At 36.5% G+C, this 19,478-nt stretch carries 20 protein-coding genes and 1 pseudogene; 9 read left to right on the forward strand and 12 right to left on the reverse strand.

The genetic code is table 11. The annotated features are described in order from the left end of the window. Positions 1 to 72 precede the first annotated feature (72 nt). Positions 73 to 666 (forward strand): annotated as a pseudogene (locus C7H19_RS04635) (aminotransferase class I/II-fold pyridoxal phosphate-dependent enzyme); the annotation flags it as partial. Here C7H19_RS04635 and lpxB read toward each other — a convergent pair. Together lpxB and psbO are read right to left on the reverse strand one after the other, a co-directional pair. Then, on the reverse strand, positions 650 to 1,819 hold the full coding sequence (gene lpxB / locus C7H19_RS04640) for a lipid-A-disaccharide synthase (RefSeq protein ID WP_106455730.1): 1,170 nt from the start codon (positions 1,817 to 1,819) through the stop codon (positions 650 to 652). The pseudogene C7H19_RS04635 and the gene lpxB overlap by 17 nt on opposite strands. A gap of 98 nt (positions 1,820 to 1,917) precedes the next feature. Then, positions 1,918 to 2,748 (reverse strand): photosystem II manganese-stabilizing polypeptide, encoded by an 831-nt coding sequence (gene psbO / locus C7H19_RS04645; RefSeq protein WP_106455731.1) that lies wholly within the window; start codon positions 2,746 to 2,748, stop codon positions 1,918 to 1,920. Between the two features lie 234 nt (positions 2,749 to 2,982). On the opposite strand from psbO, the gene C7H19_RS04650 reads away from it, so the two are divergent. After that, positions 2,983 to 3,366 carry a hypothetical protein gene (locus tag C7H19_RS04650; RefSeq protein WP_425428860.1) on the forward strand — a complete coding sequence of 128 codons (384 nt, stop codon included), beginning with the start codon at positions 2,983 to 2,985 and terminating at the stop codon, positions 3,364 to 3,366. A 112-nt stretch (positions 3,367 to 3,478) separates the two neighbouring features. Here the strand turns inward: C7H19_RS04650 and C7H19_RS04655 are convergent, their stop codons facing one another. Then, positions 3,479 to 4,627 carry a ferrochelatase gene (locus tag C7H19_RS04655; RefSeq protein WP_425428861.1) on the reverse strand — a complete coding sequence of 383 codons (1,149 nt, stop codon included), beginning with the start codon at positions 4,625 to 4,627 and terminating at the stop codon, positions 3,479 to 3,481. A gap of 155 nt (positions 4,628 to 4,782) precedes the next feature. Beyond that, entirely contained in the window at positions 4,783 to 4,944 is a 162-nt protein-coding gene (locus tag C7H19_RS04660) for a DUF433 domain-containing protein (RefSeq protein ID WP_245927301.1), read from the reverse strand. A gap of 354 nt (positions 4,945 to 5,298) precedes the next feature. Here C7H19_RS04660 and C7H19_RS04665 point away from each other — a divergent pair, with 354 nt between their 5' ends. The 3 genes from C7H19_RS04665 to C7H19_RS04675 are packed head-to-tail and all read left to right on the forward strand — an operon-like array spanning position 5,299 to position 7,014. After that, the gene (locus C7H19_RS04665) at positions 5,299 to 5,715 is read left to right on the forward strand and encodes a XisH family protein (RefSeq protein ID WP_106455732.1); all 417 of its coding nucleotides are present in this window, start codon (positions 5,299 to 5,301) and stop codon (positions 5,713 to 5,715) included. Next, positions 5,703 to 6,038 carry a XisI protein gene (locus C7H19_RS04670; protein WP_106455733.1) on the forward strand — a complete coding sequence of 112 codons (336 nt, stop codon included), beginning with the start codon at positions 5,703 to 5,705 and terminating at the stop codon, positions 6,036 to 6,038. The genes C7H19_RS04665 and C7H19_RS04670 overlap by 13 nt, the downstream gene beginning before the upstream one ends. Before the next feature lie 31 nt (positions 6,039 to 6,069). Continuing rightward, positions 6,070 to 7,014 (forward strand): aromatic ring-hydroxylating oxygenase subunit alpha, encoded by a 945-nt coding sequence (locus C7H19_RS04675; protein ID WP_106455734.1) that lies wholly within the window; start codon positions 6,070 to 6,072, stop codon positions 7,012 to 7,014. Here the strand turns inward: C7H19_RS04675 and C7H19_RS04680 are convergent. Both C7H19_RS04680 and C7H19_RS04685 read right to left on the reverse strand, forming a co-directional pair. After that, a complete protein-coding gene (locus C7H19_RS04680; protein WP_219907587.1) occupies positions 6,966 to 8,180 on the reverse strand; it encodes a DNA-processing protein DprA in 1,215 nt (404 codons plus the stop codon). The two genes, C7H19_RS04675 and C7H19_RS04680, sit on opposite strands and share 49 nt — an antisense overlap. Next, a complete protein-coding gene (locus C7H19_RS04685) occupies positions 8,180 to 10,273 on the reverse strand; it encodes a RecQ family ATP-dependent DNA helicase (RefSeq protein ID WP_106455736.1) in 2,094 nt (697 codons plus the stop codon). Before C7H19_RS04685 ends, C7H19_RS04680 begins: the two co-directional genes overlap by 1 nt. Before the next feature lie 111 nt (positions 10,274 to 10,384). Between C7H19_RS04685 and C7H19_RS04690 the strand changes: the two genes are divergently transcribed. From C7H19_RS04690 to C7H19_RS04700, 3 genes are read left to right on the forward strand one after another with little or no spacing between them, the layout of a single operon-like run. Then, complete coding sequence (locus C7H19_RS04690) at positions 10,385 to 10,651, forward strand: hypothetical protein (protein ID WP_106455737.1); 267 nt, start codon at positions 10,385 to 10,387, stop codon at positions 10,649 to 10,651. Continuing rightward, positions 10,641 to 10,871 carry a hypothetical protein gene (locus C7H19_RS04695; RefSeq protein WP_106455738.1) on the forward strand — a complete coding sequence of 77 codons (231 nt, stop codon included), beginning with the start codon at positions 10,641 to 10,643 and terminating at the stop codon, positions 10,869 to 10,871. The genes C7H19_RS04690 and C7H19_RS04695 overlap by 11 nt, the downstream gene beginning before the upstream one ends. Positions 10,872 to 10,895: 24 nt before the next feature. Beyond that, positions 10,896 to 11,243, forward strand: a complete 348-nt coding sequence (locus C7H19_RS04700) for a hypothetical protein (protein WP_106455739.1) — start codon at positions 10,896 to 10,898, stop codon at positions 11,241 to 11,243. Positions 11,244 to 11,440: 197 nt separating this feature from the next. Here C7H19_RS04700 and C7H19_RS04705 read toward each other — a convergent pair whose 3' ends face one another. From C7H19_RS04705 to C7H19_RS04715, 3 genes are read right to left on the reverse strand one after another with little or no spacing between them, the layout of a single operon-like run. After that, entirely contained in the window at positions 11,441 to 12,325 is an 885-nt protein-coding gene (locus C7H19_RS04705) for an alpha/beta fold hydrolase (protein WP_106455740.1), read from the reverse strand. Further along, positions 12,322 to 13,179 carry a metal ABC transporter permease gene (locus C7H19_RS04710; protein WP_106455741.1) on the reverse strand — a complete coding sequence of 286 codons (858 nt, stop codon included), beginning with the start codon at positions 13,177 to 13,179 and terminating at the stop codon, positions 12,322 to 12,324. Before C7H19_RS04710 ends, C7H19_RS04705 begins: the two co-directional genes overlap by 4 nt. A gap of 8 nt (positions 13,180 to 13,187) precedes the next feature. Continuing rightward, on the reverse strand, positions 13,188 to 13,907 hold the full coding sequence (locus tag C7H19_RS04715; protein ID WP_106455742.1) for a metal ABC transporter ATP-binding protein: 720 nt from the start codon (positions 13,905 to 13,907) through the stop codon (positions 13,188 to 13,190). Positions 13,908 to 14,007: 100 nt separating this feature from the next. On the opposite strand from C7H19_RS04715, the gene C7H19_RS04720 reads away from it, so the two are divergent. Next, a complete protein-coding gene (locus C7H19_RS04720; RefSeq protein ID WP_245927304.1) occupies positions 14,008 to 14,991 on the forward strand; it encodes a metal ABC transporter solute-binding protein, Zn/Mn family in 984 nt (327 codons plus the stop codon). Here the strand turns inward: C7H19_RS04720 and C7H19_RS04725 are convergent. Genes C7H19_RS04725 through C7H19_RS04735 form a run of 3 tightly spaced genes read right to left on the reverse strand, consistent with a single transcriptional unit; the run spans position 14,985 to position 19,320 of the window. After that, positions 14,985 to 15,959, reverse strand: a complete 975-nt coding sequence (locus tag C7H19_RS04725) for a glycosyltransferase family 2 protein (RefSeq protein WP_106455744.1) — start codon at positions 15,957 to 15,959, stop codon at positions 14,985 to 14,987. The two genes, C7H19_RS04720 and C7H19_RS04725, sit on opposite strands and share 7 nt — an antisense overlap. Positions 15,960 to 15,968: 9 nt before the next feature. Then, positions 15,969 to 17,642: an ArnT family glycosyltransferase gene (locus tag C7H19_RS04730; RefSeq protein ID WP_106455745.1), complete on the reverse strand. Its 1,674-nt coding sequence runs from the start codon at positions 17,640 to 17,642 to the stop codon at positions 15,969 to 15,971. Between the two features lie 4 nt (positions 17,643 to 17,646). Then, positions 17,647 to 19,320, reverse strand: a complete 1,674-nt coding sequence (locus tag C7H19_RS04735) for a hypothetical protein (RefSeq protein ID WP_106455971.1) — start codon at positions 19,318 to 19,320, stop codon at positions 17,647 to 17,649. Positions 19,321 to 19,478 lie beyond the last annotated feature (158 nt).

Genomic DNA, 19,478 nt, shown 5'->3' on the forward strand with positions numbered 1-19,478 from the left:
AGTTACCATTTCTAACTCCTTCTCTCCATCAGTTGTTTTTTCTATTTTACTTCCTTATCTAACAAAAGAGGGATTATTGTCGAAGAAGATATCTGGGTAGTTTCTGACGAAATTTATCAAAAAATACTCTATGATGGGGCTATTCATCGCAGTATTGGTACATTCGATACAGAAATTTTTGAGCGAACCATTGTAAGTAGTGGTTTTGCAAAAAGCTATGCGATGACGGGATGGCGCGTTGGTTATATTGCAGCGACAGAACCCGTTATTAAAGCGATGACAACCGTTCAGAGTCATAGTACCTCAAATGTGTGTACTTTTGCTCAATATGGAGCGATCGCAGCCCTACAAGGTCCCCAAGACTGTCTAGAGGAAATGTTACAAGCTTTCACCGAACGCCGCCAATATATTGTAGAAAGAGCGAAAGCCATTCCCAATTTGAGTTTTTTAACCCCCAATGGCGCGTTTTATTTATTTCTAGATATTAGCCAAACAGGTCTAAAATCCATCGATTTTTGTCAAAAATTATTAGAACAGCAAAAAGTCGCGGCTGTTCCTGGTATAGCTTTTGGTGCCGATGATTGTATCCGTTTATCCTATGCAACTGATCTAACCACCATCGAAAAAGGGATGGATAGACTTGACAAATTTATACATTTGTTGTAATGGCAAACTCTAAGATTTCTTGAGCGGCCCGATCGCATACTCCTACATTCCCTAACTTCTCACGCATTTCTTGATAGTCGGTAAAAACTTGTTGACGGCGTTTTGGATTGAGTAATAATTCTAATGATTCTTGAACAATATTTTCACTCTTCGCTTTTTCCTGTAGCAATTCTGGCACAATTTCCTTCATGACGACTAAATTAACGGGAGACATAAAGGAAATGGAAAAGTTAAAAAAGGTTCGCGCTAACCACATTGTTGACTTGCTGAGTCGATAAATCACCACTTGAGGCACATTTAAAAGGGCGATTTCTAGATTCACGGTTCCAGACTTGGTAATGGCTAAATCTGAGGCTGCAATGACTTCTAAAGTTTGTCCAGAAAGAATCGTGACTGGTAAATTATAACTTTGTACAGTAGCTTCTATGACAGAACGAAAAGCAGCTAGAGAAACGGGTATATAAAAATGTGCTTGCGGTATTTTTGCATAGATTTGTTGTGCTGCTTCACACATCACCGGTAGAAGATATTTTAACTCTTGCTGACGCGACGCGGGTAAAAGTGCGATCGCCACTTCTTCGGGTTCAATGCCTAATTTTAAACGAGATGCTTCACGAGTGGGGGCATCAACCATGCGATCAAGTAACGGATGTCCTACCCAAGTCGTCAAAATGCCTTTTTTCTGAAAAAATCTGGCTTCTTCAGGAAAAATCGCCAACAAACGATCTGTAACATTAATTAACTGTTGCGTATTGCGATCATTGGGTGACCAGACCCAAGCTTGAGGCGCAATATAATAAATAATAGGAACATGGGGTAAGTGACGACGAACATATTGACCAATGGAGATATTAGGCCCCGCATAATCAATCAAAATAAGTAAATCTGGCGGATTTTCACGTAAATACCTTCTAGATTGTTGTTGGATTTGCCAAGTCGGGATCACAAAGGGTAATGCTTCGATTAATCCTAGTGAACTGAGTCGAGTCGTATTCCCTAAGAGGGTTGCGCCAGCTTCAGCCATGCGATCGCCACCCAGTGCCAAAATCTCTAAATCAATCCCTAAAAAGCGCGCTTGACGCATTAATGCAGCAACGAGCAATGATCCTTGTAAATCCCCTGAAACTTCCCCAGTACTAATAAAAATTCGCATTACTACCTATCAAAAATTTAATCTAAATATAAAACAATAAGGAACAATCCCCGTTAAAGGTAAATTGTCCCTTATTATCCATATCAGTAAAGCAAAAATTAAACTCTCGGCTCTACTCGGCCATAAAAAATACCGCGTACTTTAACTTCTCTGGCATCTCTGGCACCTAAATCAGTATCAGAAGGTTGCTCACTTTCAAATACACCAGCGATTTCACCAGTGGTAGAATCAACTTTAGTGATTTGAAGAGACATCGTTCCTTTACCCATGTCTGTTTTCTTCACATTGGCACGGTTATAATCAGTATCATCGCCACCCGCAGGAAGCGCAACAGCACTATCATAACCTGTGACAACACCGCGACCTTTAGGATCTAAGAAACCTGCACCGCGATAAGAAGGTACTTTAAAGGTTCCTTCAAAATCAACTGAGCTATTGATTGAGCTAAAACCAGGTTCGGTTTGACCAGTAAAAGATTTAATTGTATAAAAGAAGGGAACTTCTTCGCCACCAGGTAATAAAACGGTGATGGGTTGGAAGTCAATACCATCTAGTTCTTTAAATGTAAGCATTCCATCAGTCGATACATTAAGTTCGGCTCTGATCTGCTCTAAGCTAGTGGTAGAACGAGTCAACAGTTTTCCAGGAACAAATGCTGCGACTTGACGTTTATTAACGGGTTCTTCTTTAACAAAAAATTCTTGGGGTTCTAAACACAAATCCGAAATGAGATAGGTTTCACCCCGCTCAATCGGAATCGAACTACGGGTATACTCAGAGATTTGGGGACATTTATTAGCAAGTCCAGTATTTAAAATCTCATCATAAGTCAATTGATCTCTGTTTAATGTCGTGGGAGCATCGCTGCAAGCAGTTAGAATCCCAAAACATAAGGCTAAAAAAGCTACAATTAATGCACGATACCTCATGTCAACCTCGTATTATCGTTCTCCTATGTAACCGTCTTGTCCAGTTCAGCATTTTGGACAAGTTGTTACGGGTTCATCGGGATCTACTGTATCAAATTTAGATACCCCTCTATACAAATACCTGACAGATTTAACTACTCTTTTCTTTTATGATTGAAATGACTGTTTTCTAATGTTTTCTGATCAAAGGCAGAAAACGATACAGCACACGCGCACAAGCACCAACAGCTAAACATGAAAGACGCTCCAGAGTGGCACAGCCAAAAATTCACTGAAAAACTACAAATGATTACAACCGTAATTCTAGATCTAGCCCAACAACAGGAAGGTAACTGTGAAGGTTTGTTGCTTCTCTTAAGAACGATTGAACATCTTCATCGAGAAATTAGAGAACAAATGTTCGAGCCTTCTTTACCGAACACCCGCAAGGATGTCTACAATTTATTACGAGATATCGAAGAATCTGGCGGTTGGCCTTATATTGAACGAATGCGCTTAAAAGATCTGATGGTTCATTTATTGTCCGAAGAAGGTATTCATCCGCAAGCTCGGTCTTTAAAAAACGAGAAAAGTACAACTGAATCCCCAACAGAATCAGAGCAAAAAATGACTGAATAATTTTATTTATTAAAAAATAAGAAAGAGGTTTGGTTAACCAAACTGCACCGCTCGCTGACTTTTAAAGTCAGCGAAACGGCGTGCAGTCGCCTTTCGCGACCCCTACGATTATCTAATGGTGGTGGTGGTGATGATGTTCGTGTGAATGATGATGATGTTCTTGCACAGAAACTGAACTTGGATTAATGGCTAAAGCTTCTTGATTTAATAAAGCTTCAATCTGTTCATCTGCCCAATGAGCTACCATGTGACAAAATTCGGGATTATCATTAACACAAGGCATTTGAATATAATTAACATCCGAATGCTTACGGCGTAGATGTTCGATAATATGCTCTACATCTAGTAAAGTTTCATGATTTTCTGTAGCAAAACCAATGGGCATAAAAATAAGCGCTTTTGCCCCTAATTCGATTAAATTTCTGGCTGCTAAATCTGCATTAGGTTGTGTCCATTTAATCAAAGGAGTTTGATGATTCAACCAACCCACGGAAATCAAAGGATATCGCTCAATTAACTCTTCTCGAACCAATTCATAAAGCTTTTGACTTTCATCAATTCCAGATGTAAAACCTTTAGCTTCATGAGGACAACCATGATTCATCAAAATAATACCAATTTGCGAGGGAAGATAAGCTTGAGCTAAATCTTGATTAATTTTTTCCTCAACCAAACGCGCCATTAAATGAATATAGTCGGGTTGATTATAGAATGAGGGAATATAACGCATTCCTTTAACCCAATGCTCCGCATCTTCATTCATTTGGGCTAAAGCTTTATTAACTTGTTCTATTGCAATTCCACTGGTAAAAATTGAATCTACAACTAATAAAGGATAAATCAGAATCTTTTCAAATCCTTGGGCTTTAATTTCTGCTAAAACTTGAGACGGTAAAAACGGCGCACAGAAGTTAAACGCTTTAAAAACTTTAACCCGTTCGCCCCATTTAGCTTGAAGATTTTTTTCTATACCTTCGCGTTGGTGTTCAAAAATATGATTATGAGGGGAAATAAAATCATGATGCTGGTGTTGCCACTCATGCAAATCAAACATAGCGAGTAATTTTGCGAGTGGAGGATATATCCAATGGGGTACAGGTGCAAATTTAGCGGTTAGTAGATTTAAAGCTTGTTCGTTGTAATTCGCAAAATCTTCGTAACTTTCGACTTCTCCGTATCCCATGAGTAGAACTGCAACTCGTTCTAATGCGGGATTCTGTTCTGATTCGTGATGGTGGGTATGTTCTGCGATCGCTACCACTGCTCTAACCTCTTATACAGTCACTATACTATTTTAAGATACTATCCCCCCCTATAGGATAAAGAAACTATAAAAAGTAAGAACACATTCATCAAGCAGGATTCGCATATGCAATCAGCATTTCTTTGGCTAATTCTAGGGTTGCGTGCGCTTGTTCACGCTTTACACTCTTTAAAATGATCAAGAAAAACATCAAGAGAGTCACCCGCTTCGAGATAATCAAGCATCGTTTTAATCGGTACACGAGTTCCAACAAAGACAGGAGTTCCGCCTAGTATATCTGGATCGCTGTGGATAATATGTGATGTAGTTTTCATAAACAAACTTTTGTCAATTAATATTCTCTAGCTTGTGTTACATAAATAAATATATTTAAGGTCTATTGTACAAAAACGCTTTGAAAAACGAAGATGTCTCAATGGTATCCGATCGCATTATCATCCGATCAAACAACAAATTTACAATCAATTCGGTTGTTAAATCAGGATTTATTCTTGTGGTGATCGCATGATAGTGTAGTTGTAGGAATCGATCGCTTTTTAACCCATAAGAAATGCGCGCTCATGTTCGATTTTAGAATATTATCTCCCCAAGGGGATAAAATAATAACTGAATTAGTGACTTAATTCCGCTTTTTGCTCAATTAGCTTAATTTACAGACGAATATAACCATGTCTGCTAAAGATATCTTTCACGAAGTGGTCAAGCTTGCTTTACAGAAAGAACAGTGGGTAATTACAAATGATCCTCTAAAATTTAAGTATGGTAATGTTAACTTTCAAATTGATTTAGGTGCAGAAAGATTAGTTGCAGCAGAAAAAGAAGGTGAAAAGATTGCTGTAGAAATTAAGAGTTTTTTAAATCCTTCGGCTATTACTGATTTTTATGCGGCGTTAGGTCAATTTCTGAGTTATCGATTGGCTCTAGAAGCAAATGAACCAGACCGTATACTATATATGGCAGTACCGTTAGATGCTTATCGAACATTTTTTCAGCTTGAGTTTACCCAGTCCGCAATCAGACGATATCAAGTGCTATTAATTGTCTATGATCCAGTAAATGAGGTAATTGTCCAATGGATAAAATAGCCTATTTTCGAGAGTGCATTCAAACTCTACTGACTCATTATGCTAAAGATGATATTTCAACTGATGATGTAGAAGTACAACTTATCTTTGATACACAGCGAGATCATTATCAATGGCTAAATGTTGGTTGGCAACAGTTTGAGCGCATTTATCGCTGTATTATACACTTTGATATCAAAAATGGGAAAATCTGGCTTCAACAGAATTTAACAGACCAAAATCCTGCCGAAGACTTAGTTAATATGGGAATTCCTAAAGATGATATCGTACTAGGGTTACAGCCTCCCTACAAACGACCCTATACTGAATACGGTGTTGCTTAAAAGTCTAAAAAACTCTAGCTTCTAAACGAAGATGACACAATGGTATCCGATCGCATTAACATCTAATCAAACAACAAATTTACGATCAATTCGGTTATTAAATCAGGATTTATTCTTGTGGCGATCGCATGATGGTGTAGTTGTGGGAATCGATCGTTGTCCGCATCGTGGTGCTAAACTGTCTCTAGGTTGGATTTCAGAAGATTGTCTAGTTTGTCCCTATCATGGATTGATTTACGACAAAACAGGACATTGTAGTTTAATTCCCGCGCATCCTGATCTAATTCCCTCTCAAAAGCTGCACATTCATCGACTACCGATACAACAACACTACGGGCTGATTTGGACGACTTTAGCATCATCGAGTCAAGATCTTCCTATTTTCCCACAATTTCAAGATGAGCAGTATCGTAACATTCTCTGTGGCCCATATTATTACAAAGCTTCAGCATATCGGGCTATGGAAAACTTTTTAGATGTGTCGCATTTTCCGTATGTTCATGAAGGGTTATTAGGCGATCGATCTTATCCCGTCATTAAACCCTATACTGTTACAATTAACTCCAAAGGTATAGAAACATCTGCCATTGAAATTTTACAGCCTGACCCTGATGGTTTAGGGAAAGAAAGTTTTGTCAAGTATTATTATCAGGTTCATCGTCCTTTGATTGCATCTTTTACTAAAATAACCGCAGCAGGTGAATTTTTTATGTTTCTTGCTTTGACTCCTCTTTCTGATGTTGAGTGTATCGCATGGATGGGTCTAGCGATGAATTATGGTTATGATATTCCAGAAACAGAAATTAAAGCGTTTCAGGATAAATTAGTAGCACAGGATATAAAAATTGTCGAGACTCAATCCCCTTTAGTTCCGTCTCTAAATTGGGTTGATGAATATCCACTACCTTCGGATAAATTAGTAGTAGCTTACCGAAAATGGTTAGGATCTAAAAGTGACAGCAAAGAATCATTTTGATTAATTTCATAAGTGACAGGTTTCTTATTCTTCTTGATTTTTCCTTCTTCTACTGCGCGATTTAACCAGTCTTGCATCTGTACTAATCGAACATTAAAAGTCTCAGATAATGATTTAGCGTCTTTGGGTTGAGCTAAATGCTTAAGAATCAGGGGTAAAAGGGTTTGATAGATATCATTGGTTTGAACTTCGGGGACTGATGGGGATGCTTCTTGTACTACAGTAGGGGTAGGCTCATCTGTAGCTAAAAGTTCTGTTAATGGTTTCTGGAATGGGAGTTCAGGAAACGTTTTTGCACCACGTTTGAGTAATTGTTGATTTCCTTGTGATATTGTTCCTTGCATTCTGACAAAAACAGGAACATCTTTTATTTTAGCTAATGCTTCGATCGCACCTGCCCAAGTTCCCCCTTTTTCTTCAGAACTATTGACAATTAGTGCATAATGTGATATGGAGTAGATATATTTATTTCGGCCCATCGCATTGCCAATACTAAAACCCGCATCAGGGTCGTAGGTAGAAATTAAAGTAAGCTTATTTTCTCGGATATATGGGCGATATTTGCTGTTAACGGATGTTTTGAGAAGACTATCGGCCAGAATTCCCACTGTAGTTCCTCCATATTCTAACGCGCTTAACATTGCGGTTTGATCGACTCCTCGCGCACCTCCTGAGATTACCTGTATATCTTCTTTTGCACAGGTTTCGACAACTTGCTGAGTATAGTTTAGTCCTGCTTCGTCTACATCACGTGAACCGACGACCGCTAATCCTCCCAAAGATAATAGATTTTGGTTGCCTATGCCATATAAAATCGATGGTGCAAGATGTTTAAGTTTTTGCTTGAGACGTTTTGGATAGATGTTTTCTCCCCTTCCAATTATCCATAAACCTTGGTTTGTCCACTTTTCGACCGCTAGACTTAGCATAACACCTCGTTCGAGTAGAGAAATTAAGCGATCGGAATTTAGTTTATCTATTGTAATTTTCGGAAGTCGTTGTTTAAAAGTAGAATCGAGTAAATCTGCGGGAGTCATATTATGTTCTAGCAACCAACTCGCCAGAATGTTATACTCACTAAGGGTCAATGGTGGGGTTTCACTTTTGCGGTTTTGACCAAAGCTGGCACAAAGTAATAAAATGGCTTGGGTGTCGAGATGTATCATTATAGATTGCTAGATAATGAATTTAATGCTAAAGCTAAAGGAAACACTCTTACACTTCCTGAGTTACGCAACAATGCAGCAATAACGGTAAACGTCCAACGAGAGTCAACGAAATCATCAACTAAAAATACTGACCCTGCCATTATTTTACTTGTATCGATCGCAAATACTCCATCTAAATTATGCGCTTGCTGATAGCTATTGTTCATCCTCTTCTGAGGTTGATTTTGTTTTACTTTTCCAACAACAGGAATAAAAGGTATATTTAATTGATGCGCTAATCTTTGAGCAAAGTTCGGGACAAGTTCGGGACGGTTTAAAGAAGGAACACAAGTTACCCAAGTTGGTAAGGGTTGAGGGTGAAGACGCTGTATCATTGAAATCATTCCCTGAACTAAATCATCATTAAACTGATTATCTCGATATTTACCTTGTTTAACTAATTGTCCCCAACCTGCATCACCCCATAAACAAAGTGCGCGTCCTTCTTCTGCTTGTAAAGTAGTTGGAATTTTGCCAGAAAATCGATAAACTGAAAAAGCTTGTGGTGGCCATTGTTTGCGAGGTTCAATTTTTAGGTCACTACGACGGAGAAATTGAATCGCTTGTTTTTCTCGTTCTGGTGAATAAGTGGCAGCTACAATAGGATAACCTAAACATACTGCACATTTACCACAAGGTTGAGGATTTGTATCATTTAAAGTTTCGGCTAAAAATTTCATCAAACATTGCTGACTACTCATATAGTTTCGCATCTGTTGTTGTTCAGAATAGCGAATTTGTTTGAGTTGTTCGATTTTTTGGGTATCTGGTTGATAGATAATGGGTGTCGCGTACCATTTTGTGTTTATTTTAACGACAGGTGCAGGTGATTCTAAGGATAATAGCTTTAGAACTTTCTCAATTTTTCCTTTTGCTAGATTGAGTTGTTGTTCTAACTGAGGAACTGATAAACCATCTGCTTGATTAAGACTATTTAAGACTTGTTGGGTATGTATAAGGAGTGGGAATGCTGTTTCTATAAAATAATTGGTGATTTCTTCGTCTTCTTCTCCACTCAGTAGGATTCCGTACGCTTGTTCTACTGCTCTTCCAGCGCGTCCCACTTGTTGATAATAATGTACCACAGAACCAGGACGCTGATAATGGATGACAAAACCTAAATCTGGTTTATCGAAACCCATTCCTAACGCGGTTGTTGCGACAAGAACTTTAATTTCATTTTTTAATAGTTGGTCTTCTAAAGTTTCTCGTTCTTTGATTTCACTATAATAGGATTTTGCTATAATATTTTGCGTTTTTAACCAATTAGCTACTATTTCGGCATCTCTAACCGTTAGAGTATAGATAATGCCACTGCCTTCTAAAAGTGGTAATATTTCGGCTAACCACGCTAAACGACCCGCAGAACTCGGAATATTGATATTTTGTAATTGTAAACTTTTTCGCGTCAGTGTCCCTTTTAAGATACGCAGATTTGTGCCTAGTTGTGTTTGAATATCTCTAATAACTCGATTATTTGCGGTTGCAGTGGTGGCTAAAACGGGAATATTTGAGGGAAGTGCTTGTAAAATACGAACAATACGGCGATAATCAGGTCTAAAATCATGTCCCCAGTCGGAAATACAATGCGCTTCATCTACGACAAATAAACCAACACGAGACGAAATAGGTAATAAAACTTTATCCCGAAATTCATCATTAGCGAGTCTTTCAGGAGAAATCAGCAGAATATCTATTTGTCCTGAAAGTAGTTGATTTTTGACGGTTTCCCAGTCTTCTGTATTGCTAGAATTAATCGTTGCAGCTTTGACATTAATGCGTTTTGCTGCGGCAATTTGGTTTCGCATTAAGGCTAAAAGAGGGGATATTAGAATAGTTGGGCCAAAATTTTGGTCACGCAGTAAACGAGTTGCTAGAAAATAAACTAAGCTTTTTCCCCATCCTGTTCGTTGTATCACTAATAAACGCGAACGATACTGTATCAGTTCATTAATAGCTTCCCATTGTCCAGAACGAAAGTCTGCTGTAGGATGATTAAGCGCAGAACGAAGAAAAGATAAGGCTTGTTGTTTAAGGTCGTTAGAATACATATACTATGAAAATAGCGATCGCTTTTCCTAAAGTACCCAAAACCTAGATTTTAATTTCATTAGTCGTAGATGTTAAGATGGTACACTAAGGCTCGTTTTTAGATAGATTCTATGCAAATTCCAGAAAACAAGCATCGATCGCAAAAAGCTACTTTATCTAAACCCAATGATTCTGATTTTCAATTGAGAGCTATTGCTTATAGTATGGATGCTCTAGTTCCAGGTCTTTATATTTGGTTAGGTACAATTAAAATTCGTTTGGGTGGTAGTCTCCCAGAAGATAACTACCCAGGTACAATACATAGTCAGGCTGGAATTGCTATGGTATTACCAAACTATCGAATTTTTAGCACTTATCAGGGTAATTATGACCCTTGATAAACATCAACTTGAGGGTATTCTTCAAATTTCAGCTACAACATTACCTGCTTCCGAATTTGAGAAACTTTTAATTGAAGCAGGCTATATTAAAATAGGCACTGCACCCGCTCAAGGTAAACGTATTAAAGCTTGGTGGAGTCATCCAACTTTTAAACGAGTAGAAGTTATTTATAGTCCTGATGAAGCAATTGCGATTACTGCCTATCATGTTAATTAATAAAATTTGCTAAAAAACTTTGTTATGGTTGCGTTAATAAGTGCAGTACGAGATTCTGCGTTACAAGCCACTGTTTTAAACACTACACCCCTATTTTATAGTCAAGGGGCTGATCTAAGTATTGATCGTTCTGCTCATGTTAGGGCTGGTTCTAGTTTAACTTGGTTTGGTGATTTTTTAGCGATCGTACAAGATGATGCTAATTTTTTAGTCTTAATTAATCCATCAGATTTACAAGTTAATGCTATTACTTTAAATGTAGAAGGGGTTTGTCTGTCTAAAAAATCAAAAAATCGGCTATATTTAGTCATTGATGCCGATAATCCGATTCTTCCTTGTGAGTTATGCGAGGTTGAGATTACTGGAGAATAGGGGGTATAAATTTTGTAAAGTTTCTTACTCTCTGTGTTAATCTACGGAAGTTAAATAATTATTTGAGTAATTGTTAGAATATTATAACCGCCAGAGAATGAATTTCACGGTGGTGCATTATAACAGAATTAATTTTTTAACTTTAATAAAAAAAATTCGGAAATAACTTTTGACTCCAATTAAATAGAAATAATCAACTAACTCATAAACTTTTGTATTTCCTGTGTAACTGCTTCAGAAGATTCTTCATGTATTCCTAAAGTTCCTCGTAAATATACGGATTGAACTTTATTTAATTCTGCGATCGCTTCCATTTCTGCTTTAGAACGAGGTGGCGCGTTTTCTGCAATAATAATGAATACAGGTATCGATAAAGATTGAATTAATTCTAAAAATTGCTGACGATTTTGTATGGGATCTAAAGTACCTGTCACAAAAGCTGCGGGTGCATATCTTGAACCTGTTTTCTGCGTAATTTTTTTCTTACTGGCAATAAATTCTGGTGTAAGTTTACTATCATCTGTATAAACGTGACGACGATACATTAAACGCAAAAAGGAAGGCGTTGTATTGAGATAATATAATAATTGTCCAATAAGAGGTAATCTTACTGTTTCTCTAATACCATTTCTCACAGTATCAGGTAGTCCCATTACTTTCAATGGGCCGCACCAAGTCGGAGCAATTAATATTATTTTAGAAACAAGGTTAGAGTTATTTTGAGCTAATTTTAAGGCATAACCACTCGCATGACCCGCCGCAATAATAATTATCGGAGTAGTAAAAGTATCAGTTACAAAATCTGGTAATAACTGATGATAAAGTTCTGGTTTATAATTTAGTGGTGGATGTTCTGAATCTCCGAAACCAAGCCAGTCTAGAATATTAACTTGATAGTTTTTGGCTAAAATTTGAGCAATTCCCGCCATTTCCTGACGAGTTGAAACGGTACTAAATGCAGGTAGTAATAAAACGGGTAAACCTTGTCCTAAAGTTTCATAAGTGACTGAATACTTTTGATTTTGCCAAGTCCAAGAATATTGTTTAACTGTTCCGTTAAGTTGAGTGAGTGTAGTAGTCATAATGCTTTTCTGAGGTTATTTTTTTTGGCTGTTAAAATTCCCTGAGTGGGACTAAATAATAACGCTAAGACAAACGAAATAAAAACAACGATAACAATTGCAGGGCCAGAAGGAATATCTAGATAGTAGCTGAGATACATTCCACTGATACCAGAAAATATACCAAAAACTGACCCTAAAATCATCATTTGATATAATTCTTTAACTAACAGATATGCCGTAATTGCTGGCCCAACTAATAAGGACATTACTAATAAAGCTCCGACGGTTTGCATACTAGCGACAATGGTTAAAGTTATGGCGCAAACTAAGCCAAAATACATGAGATTTACAGGTAAACCACAAGCTTTAGCCCCTAGCGGATCGAAAGTATAGAATTGTAGTTCTTTATAAAATAATTGATTTAAAACTAAAATAATTAAAGTAATAATTAAAATCTGTAAAACATCCGCTTGGCGAACGCCTAGAATATCGCCAAAAAGAATATGACTGAGATCAACACGATTGGTTTTTAGCACACTAATTAAAATGACCCCAATGCCTAAAAAAGTTGGTAAAGTTAGAGCCATTGCTGTATCGACTTTAATGCGTGATTGTATTCGGATAGCTGCCATGACTAAGGCACTGAGAATACCCGAAATAAAAGCCCCAATTGATAAATTTAAATCTAAGAAAAAAGCAATCGATACTCCTGGTAAAACGGCATGAGAAATTACGTCACCAATCATCCCCATCTGTTGCACAATTAAATAACTTCCCACTACTGCCCCTAAAATTCCCATCAAAAAAGCAATAGCTAGGGCATTTCTCATAAATTCAAATTCTAAGGGTGCGAACAATCCATCTAATAACATTTAATTTCTTATATAAAAAGATGATTTAAGTGATGTCCATAGGCTTTTTTTAAGTTCTCCTGAGTCATTACATCTTTTTTTGCACCAACGGCAATTAAGCTTTTATTGAGCAAAAGTAACTGATCGTAATGCTCTAAACTTTCCCCTAAATCATGGGTAATCACTAATAAGGTTTTTTGTTCGGATTTTAATTCTTGAAAAACATCAAAAATAATCGTTTCTGTCTGACTATCCACCCCTGCTAAAGGTTCATCAAAAAATAATAAATTTGCTTGTTGGGCTAAGGCACGTGCAATAAAAACTCGTTGCTGTTGCCCTCCAGATAATTCGCCGATTTGCCGTTGACGATAATTCCACATTCCAACTCGTTCTAAGGCATCTCTAACAATATTATAAGAGTTGCGATCGGGTTTTCTAAACCATCCAGTCGCGGGAATACGACCCATCATCACCACATTTTCTACGGTAACTGGATAATCCCAATCGATTTGGCTTCTCTGCGGCACATAGGAGACTTTTTTAAGCTGTCGTTTTAAAGGACGTGACGCATATCGCACAATACCGCTTGCCTTTGGAATTAAGCCCAAAACTGCTTTAACAACGGTACTTTTGCCCGCCCCATTTGGCCCCAAAAGACCCGTCATTTGGCCTGGTTGTAAACAAAACGAAACATCTTGAACCGCCCAACTATTCCGATAACTCACAGTTAGGTCATTGACTTCTAGCATAATCACCTTAAATTATTGTGAATTCATCTTTTATTTTAAAATGAAAATGATTATCATTATAAAAAATGTCTCAATTATCTTCAATCACCATTATATGAAAATGAAAACCATTCCCATCACCTTTTTAGCTCTAACTTTAGGCTTAAATAGTTGTAGTACACCAAACCAAACCGCTAGTAACTCGGAGAATGTTCAGAAACCTTCTGTCATTGCCTCATACAGTGTTCTGTGTAATCTCACGGAGACGATCGCCCAAGATACTGTAAACTTAAAATGTCTGATCCCACCAGCACAAGATCCCCACACCTATCAACCGACACCATCCGATAGTAAAGCAATTAGTGAAGCGCAACTGGTTCTCTATGGTGGCTATCAGTTTGAACCGCAAATCATCGAACTGGTTCAAGCAGCGAATACACCTACACCTAAAATTGCTGTCAGTGAACAAGCGGTACCTAAACCCATTATGGCAGTACATGAACACGCGCACGAACAAGAGCAAACCAAGGAAGAACACAAAGAAGGTGAATCAGAACCCGATCCCCATGTATGGCATGATGTAAAAAATGTTATAGCGATGACAGAAATTGTACGATCGCAACTCGCTACCCTTAACCCTTCCCAAGCGCAGGTGTATGATCAAAATGCCAAAGCATATACCGAAAAGCTACAAAACCTAGATAACTGGGTGAAAGCGCAAATAGCAACCATTCCCGAACAACAACGTACACTGATTACTACTCATGACGCATTGGGATATTATATCAATGCCTATGGTTTAACGGGATCAGAAGCGTTACAGGGGATGAGTACTGAAGAGACTCCCACTGCATCACGAGTCAAAGAATTAGTAGGAACCATTAAACAAACCAAAGTACCAACACTTTTCGCGGAAATTACGGCAAATAATAAAGTCATCGAAAATGTCGCAAGAGAAGCTAATGTCAAAATTGCGGATCAAGAATTATACGCAGATAGTTTAGGGGAAAAAGGTAGCCCAACAGGAACTTATGTCGGTATGATCGAAAATAATACCTGTGCGATCGTCAATGGTTTAGGTGGTAAATGTACTCCGTTTCAATAAATCTCAGGTAACGGATAGGATAAATAAGCCATCCGTTTTACCTCTCGTCTTCCTCTAGCGACTGAATCTAAAATTAAGCCACAAGTCATACTTAAAAAAGCAAGTAACATCGTAGATGCGGCTAAAATAGCTGTGGGAAATCTGGGGACTAAACCTGTATTAAAATAAGTGATTAGGATTGGAACAACTAAAGCGATCGAAATTATAGCTAGAAACAGAAATAGTATTCCAAAGAACATAAAAGGGCGAATTTCTTTAAATAAAAGTAACGCTGTTCCTAAGACTCGCCAACCATCGGTAAAAGTTCTTAATTTACTTTGCGATCCAGGTGGACGTTCACCATATAAAGTCGGTTCCTCCGCAAAGGGCATTCTTAATTCTAAAGCGTGGATAGTAAATTCGGTTTCAATCTCAAAACCATGAGAAAGAGCAGGAAAAGATTTAACATAGCGTCGAGAAAAAATCCGATAACCCGACAGCATATCATTAAATTTAGCTCCAAATAAAAACTTAACAAAACCAGTGAGAAAAAGATTTCCCGCTTTGTGTCCAGGACGATATACATTAGGAGTATCTAAGGCAGGGCGACGGGTTCCTACTACCATATCTAATCTTTCAATTAATAAACGTTCAATTAACCGTCTGACTGCTGCAACTTCATAGGTATCATCTCCATCAATTAGGATATAAATATCAGCATTAATATCAGCAAACATCCGCCGAACGACATTACCTTTACCTGGTTGTATTTCGTGTCGAACAACAGCACCTGCGGCTAAAGCTTGTTCTACAGTATCATCGGTAGAACGATTGTTATAAACATAAATTGTGGCTTCAGGTAGATATTTTTGAAAGTCGGTTACTACTTTTTGAATCGTTAAACTTTCATTTCGACAGGGAACTAAAACGGCAATTTTATAGTTTTTAAGTGAAATAGTTTTAATTTTAGAAGTCACTGGATTTAGCATATTATTGTATTATTTTTTATTACAATGTTTGACAATTCCTAAAGGAGTGTCTTGTCTAAGTACTGAGTAAACTACGGGACATTGTGGGAAAAAATCAAAATAATCATAGCGTGAAATTGCTAAATAATAATCAGGATCGGGATCCTTTCCCCAGGCAAAATAATCACGATGGATAATCGTAAAATTTTGAGAACGATCGGTGAATGCTTGTGCTGCAAAAATAGGACCAGCCACTAAAATAGTAGAATTAGGTTGAGCATTTTTATTAAGCCATTCCATCCCCTCTTTTAGACTCAATCCCCAATAATCTGTTTCTTGTTGTCGATGGGCTGCTTTTAAACCCCCATATGCACGATTAAAATAAGTATACTCGTAAGGGTGAAGTGCTGCCATATCTAATCCAATAGAAATTATATATAGTGTTAGGAAGGTAGCCAAAAAGAGTTTAATATATTTATTAGCAATGCTTTGATAAATCCAAATTAAAGCTGTTGTTGCTAAAACTGCTATTCCTGGGATAATAAACAAAAAATGTCTAATTTCATCATACATTGTTGACTGTTTAATAATTGCGATTAAAGGTAAGGTAAAAATTTGTAAGATGACAAGAATAGCACAAGCTTTTTGAGTTGGGGTTAATTTATTATATTTGAAGATTATCCAAATTAGTCCAACTACAAAACTAATTTGGAATAAGACAGGTACAGTCATTAAAAGATAACTAGGAAGATAATACCACGGTAGCGATCGTCCTGGTATTTGTTGCCCATTAAACAAAGCTGTATTATCCCAAACACTATATTTAGAAAGAGAGAAAACCGCTTCATAAAACCATTGAACAGGTTTTGCCCAAGAAGCAGGATAAACAGATATAGTAGTAATTGCCCAAGCTAGAAAAATAACTAAGTAAAATTTACTAAATCTAATAAAAGTTAAATAAATATCTTTTAAATTAGCTTTTACTAAAAGATGAGAAATTATCAAAAAGAATAATAAAAAAAAGCCAGCGACACGAACTCCTGTTGCTAACCCTATTGCTATTCCATAGAGTAAAGAATAAACAGTAATTTTATTGAGACCAATTTTATAAGTTTGGGTTTCTTTTTGAAAATAGTAATTTAGTAAACGCGCCCCTAAAAAAGTTCCTAAAGTAAATAATGTGGCAAAAGGAATATCTTTCGGATTAAAGAAACTATGTCCCCAAAAACGAGGAAATAAAGCAAGGATAAAAACACCTAACCAAGCTAAATTAGAACGAGTTAAAATATAAACAAGACCCGCTACAGAAATATAAGATAATAAAGATAGTAAAAATGTAACAACGTGTTTAACTCTTGTTTTTTCTTTAAGAATATAAAAGTTTCTTTCAGCAGTAGTTCTAAAGTTTTGTTTACTGAGTGCTGAACTCGGTAACAAAGATTTTTTAATACTATATTGTATTTCATAAATTAAATTAGAAGTATAATTAAAAATAAATCCATGATGTCTAAAATGTTCAGATAAAGGATCACCATCTCTAAGATATTCAAGATTCCATTTCACCATATCGATATTCATTTGTTCATCCCAAGTGATCCCATATTGAGATATTCCCGATAAACCAATGATGGCAACTAATAAAGTAGCCCAAAAAATTCTAATATAAGTTTTTCCAATATTTTTAATACTATAAATAATTTTCATTGATTTATTTAAGACAATTTCTAATCGTTGTTAATGGTGTATCTTGTCTAGTTACTGAATAAATAATTGGACATTCTGGGAAAAAACTTGAACTTTGATAATCATAGCGAGGAAGTGCCATATAATAATCTGGGTTGGGAACTTTTCCCCAAGGAAATTCATCTCTATTCATTATCGTAAAATTCCGAGAAGGATCAGCGTAAATTTCAGCAGCTATCCAAGGTCCAGCGATTAAAATAGTAGAATTAGGTTCAGCATTTTGATTTAACCATTCCATCGCTTCTTTAAAACTCAGTCCCCAATATTCGGTTTCTTGTTGATGATATGCTGCTTTTAAACCGCCATAGTTACGATTAAAATAGATGAATTCATAAGGATGAAGTGAAATCATATCATATAAAATAGCAACACAATATAAACTTAATAATGTGGCCATAAATATTCGGATATATCGATTCATTATTTTTTGATAAACCCAAATAATTGTTGTACTCGCTAAAACCGCAATTCCTGGCAAAATAAATATAAAATGCCTCATTTCATCATACATTGTTGACTGTCTAATAATCGCTAAAAACGGCAGAAAAAATATTTGCAAAATAACTAAAATAGCACAAGCACGTTGTGTTTTAGTAAACTGTCTATATTTTGATATAATCCAAATAAGACCTACTAAAGCACTAATTTGAAACAAAACTGGAACCGTAATAGATATCCAACGAGGTAAATAATACCAAGGTAATTCTCTGCCTAATATTTGTTGTCCATTAAACAGTACATAATTATTCCAAACACTAAATTTTGAAAGTGAATTAACGGCTTTCCAAAACCAAATAATCGGGTTATGCCAAGATGCAGGATAAATGGTGATGGTTGTAATTGCCCATGTTAAGTAAATAACTAAATATAACTTACTGTAGCGAATAAGAGTTTTATAAATACTTTTAAAATCGGACTGCGCTAAAATATGAGCAATAGGTAAAAAGAATAATAAGAAAAATCCTCCAATTCTTACACCTGTAGTTAATCCAATTAAACACCCATAGAGCAACGAATAGATCGTAACTTTATTAAAACCAAGTCTTATAGCTTCTTTTTCTTCTGTTTTAAAATAGGTATTAAGTACAAATGTGCCAGCACAAGTAGCCGCAATAAAAAGAGTAGCAAAAGGAAGATCTTTCGGATTAAAAAAACTATGACCCCAAAATCTAGGAAATAAAGCGAGAATAATTACACCGAACCAAGCAGAATTAATATCTGCTAAAATAGAAACAATTCCAGCTACAGAAAAATAAGCCAAAAGAGAAAAAGCAAAGGTAACAATATGTTTTATTGCAGTTTTTTGTCTAATTGAGGTTAACCATTTTTGCCAATTAGTTTGTTGTTTTTCTTTAGTAATATTCTCCGTAGCAAGTTTTTGTTTAATATCATCTTGCGCTTGATATACAACATCGGAAAAATAATTAAAAATAAATCCATGATAGCGTCCATGTTCAGAAATGGGCTTACCTTTTTTGATAAAGTCAAGATTCCATTGCACCATGTCTAGTTCCATTGGTTCATCCCAAGTAATCCCATAATGAGGGACTACTGAAAAACCGATCGCAGCTACCAGAGCAATTGCCAATAATATTTTTAGATAAGCTTTACTAATATTTTGGTTGACTCGCGCTTTCATGAGGTTTTTAATGCGTTTAACAAATCTCAACAAAATAGTATACTTAAGCTTTGTCGCAGAATCAATCGGAATGAAACTTATTGACTCGACCAGACTCATCTAATTGAGAAAATGTTCCAATCCTAGCGATTGGGGTCAAAACGTGATATAAGCCTAAA

This window comes from Aphanothece hegewaldii CCALA 016 (genome assembly GCF_003007785.1).
Classification (GTDB): domain Bacteria; phylum Cyanobacteriota; class Cyanobacteriia; order Cyanobacteriales; family Microcystaceae; genus Chroococcus; species Chroococcus hegewaldii.

What these genes read in the sequence shown, in the direction of transcription:
- lpxB (WP_106455730.1), bottom strand. Translation starts at nt 1,819, where the DNA reads ATGCGAATTTTTATTAGTACTGGGGAAGTTTCAGGGGATTTACAAGGA.
- psbO (WP_106455731.1), bottom strand. Translation starts at nt 2,748, where the DNA reads ATGAGGTATCGTGCATTAATTGTAGCTTTTTTAGCCTTATGTTTTGGG.
- C7H19_RS04650 (WP_425428860.1), top strand. Translation starts at nt 2,983, where the DNA reads ATGAAAGACGCTCCAGAGTGGCACAGCCAAAAATTCACTGAAAAACTA.
- C7H19_RS04660 (WP_245927301.1), bottom strand. Translation starts at nt 4,944, where the DNA reads ATGAAAACTACATCACATATTATCCACAGCGATCCAGATATACTAGGC.
- C7H19_RS04665 (WP_106455732.1), top strand. Translation starts at nt 5,299, where the DNA reads ATGTCTGCTAAAGATATCTTTCACGAAGTGGTCAAGCTTGCTTTACAG.
- C7H19_RS04670 (WP_106455733.1), top strand. Translation starts at nt 5,703, where the DNA reads ATGGATAAAATAGCCTATTTTCGAGAGTGCATTCAAACTCTACTGACT.
- C7H19_RS04675 (WP_106455734.1), top strand. Translation starts at nt 6,070, where the DNA reads ATGACACAATGGTATCCGATCGCATTAACATCTAATCAAACAACAAAT.
- C7H19_RS04680 (WP_219907587.1), bottom strand. Translation starts at nt 8,180, where the DNA reads ATGATACATCTCGACACCCAAGCCATTTTATTACTTTGTGCCAGCTTT.
- C7H19_RS04685 (WP_106455736.1), bottom strand. Translation starts at nt 10,273, where the DNA reads ATGTATTCTAACGACCTTAAACAACAAGCCTTATCTTTTCTTCGTTCT.
- C7H19_RS04690 (WP_106455737.1), top strand. Translation starts at nt 10,385, where the DNA reads ATGCAAATTCCAGAAAACAAGCATCGATCGCAAAAAGCTACTTTATCT.
- C7H19_RS04695 (WP_106455738.1), top strand. Translation starts at nt 10,641, where the DNA reads ATGACCCTTGATAAACATCAACTTGAGGGTATTCTTCAAATTTCAGCT.
- C7H19_RS04700 (WP_106455739.1), top strand. Translation starts at nt 10,896, where the DNA reads ATGGTTGCGTTAATAAGTGCAGTACGAGATTCTGCGTTACAAGCCACT.
- C7H19_RS04705 (WP_106455740.1), bottom strand. Translation starts at nt 12,325, where the DNA reads ATGACTACTACACTCACTCAACTTAACGGAACAGTTAAACAATATTCT.
- C7H19_RS04710 (WP_106455741.1), bottom strand. Translation starts at nt 13,179, where the DNA reads ATGTTATTAGATGGATTGTTCGCACCCTTAGAATTTGAATTTATGAGA.
- C7H19_RS04715 (WP_106455742.1), bottom strand. Translation starts at nt 13,907, where the DNA reads ATGCTAGAAGTCAATGACCTAACTGTGAGTTATCGGAATAGTTGGGCG.
- C7H19_RS04720 (WP_245927304.1), top strand. Translation starts at nt 14,008, where the DNA reads ATGAAAACCATTCCCATCACCTTTTTAGCTCTAACTTTAGGCTTAAAT.
- C7H19_RS04725 (WP_106455744.1), bottom strand. Translation starts at nt 15,959, where the DNA reads ATGCTAAATCCAGTGACTTCTAAAATTAAAACTATTTCACTTAAAAAC.
- C7H19_RS04730 (WP_106455745.1), bottom strand. Translation starts at nt 17,642, where the DNA reads ATGAAAATTATTTATAGTATTAAAAATATTGGAAAAACTTATATTAGA.
- C7H19_RS04735 (WP_106455971.1), bottom strand. Translation starts at nt 19,320, where the DNA reads ATGAAAGCGCGAGTCAACCAAAATATTAGTAAAGCTTATCTAAAAATA.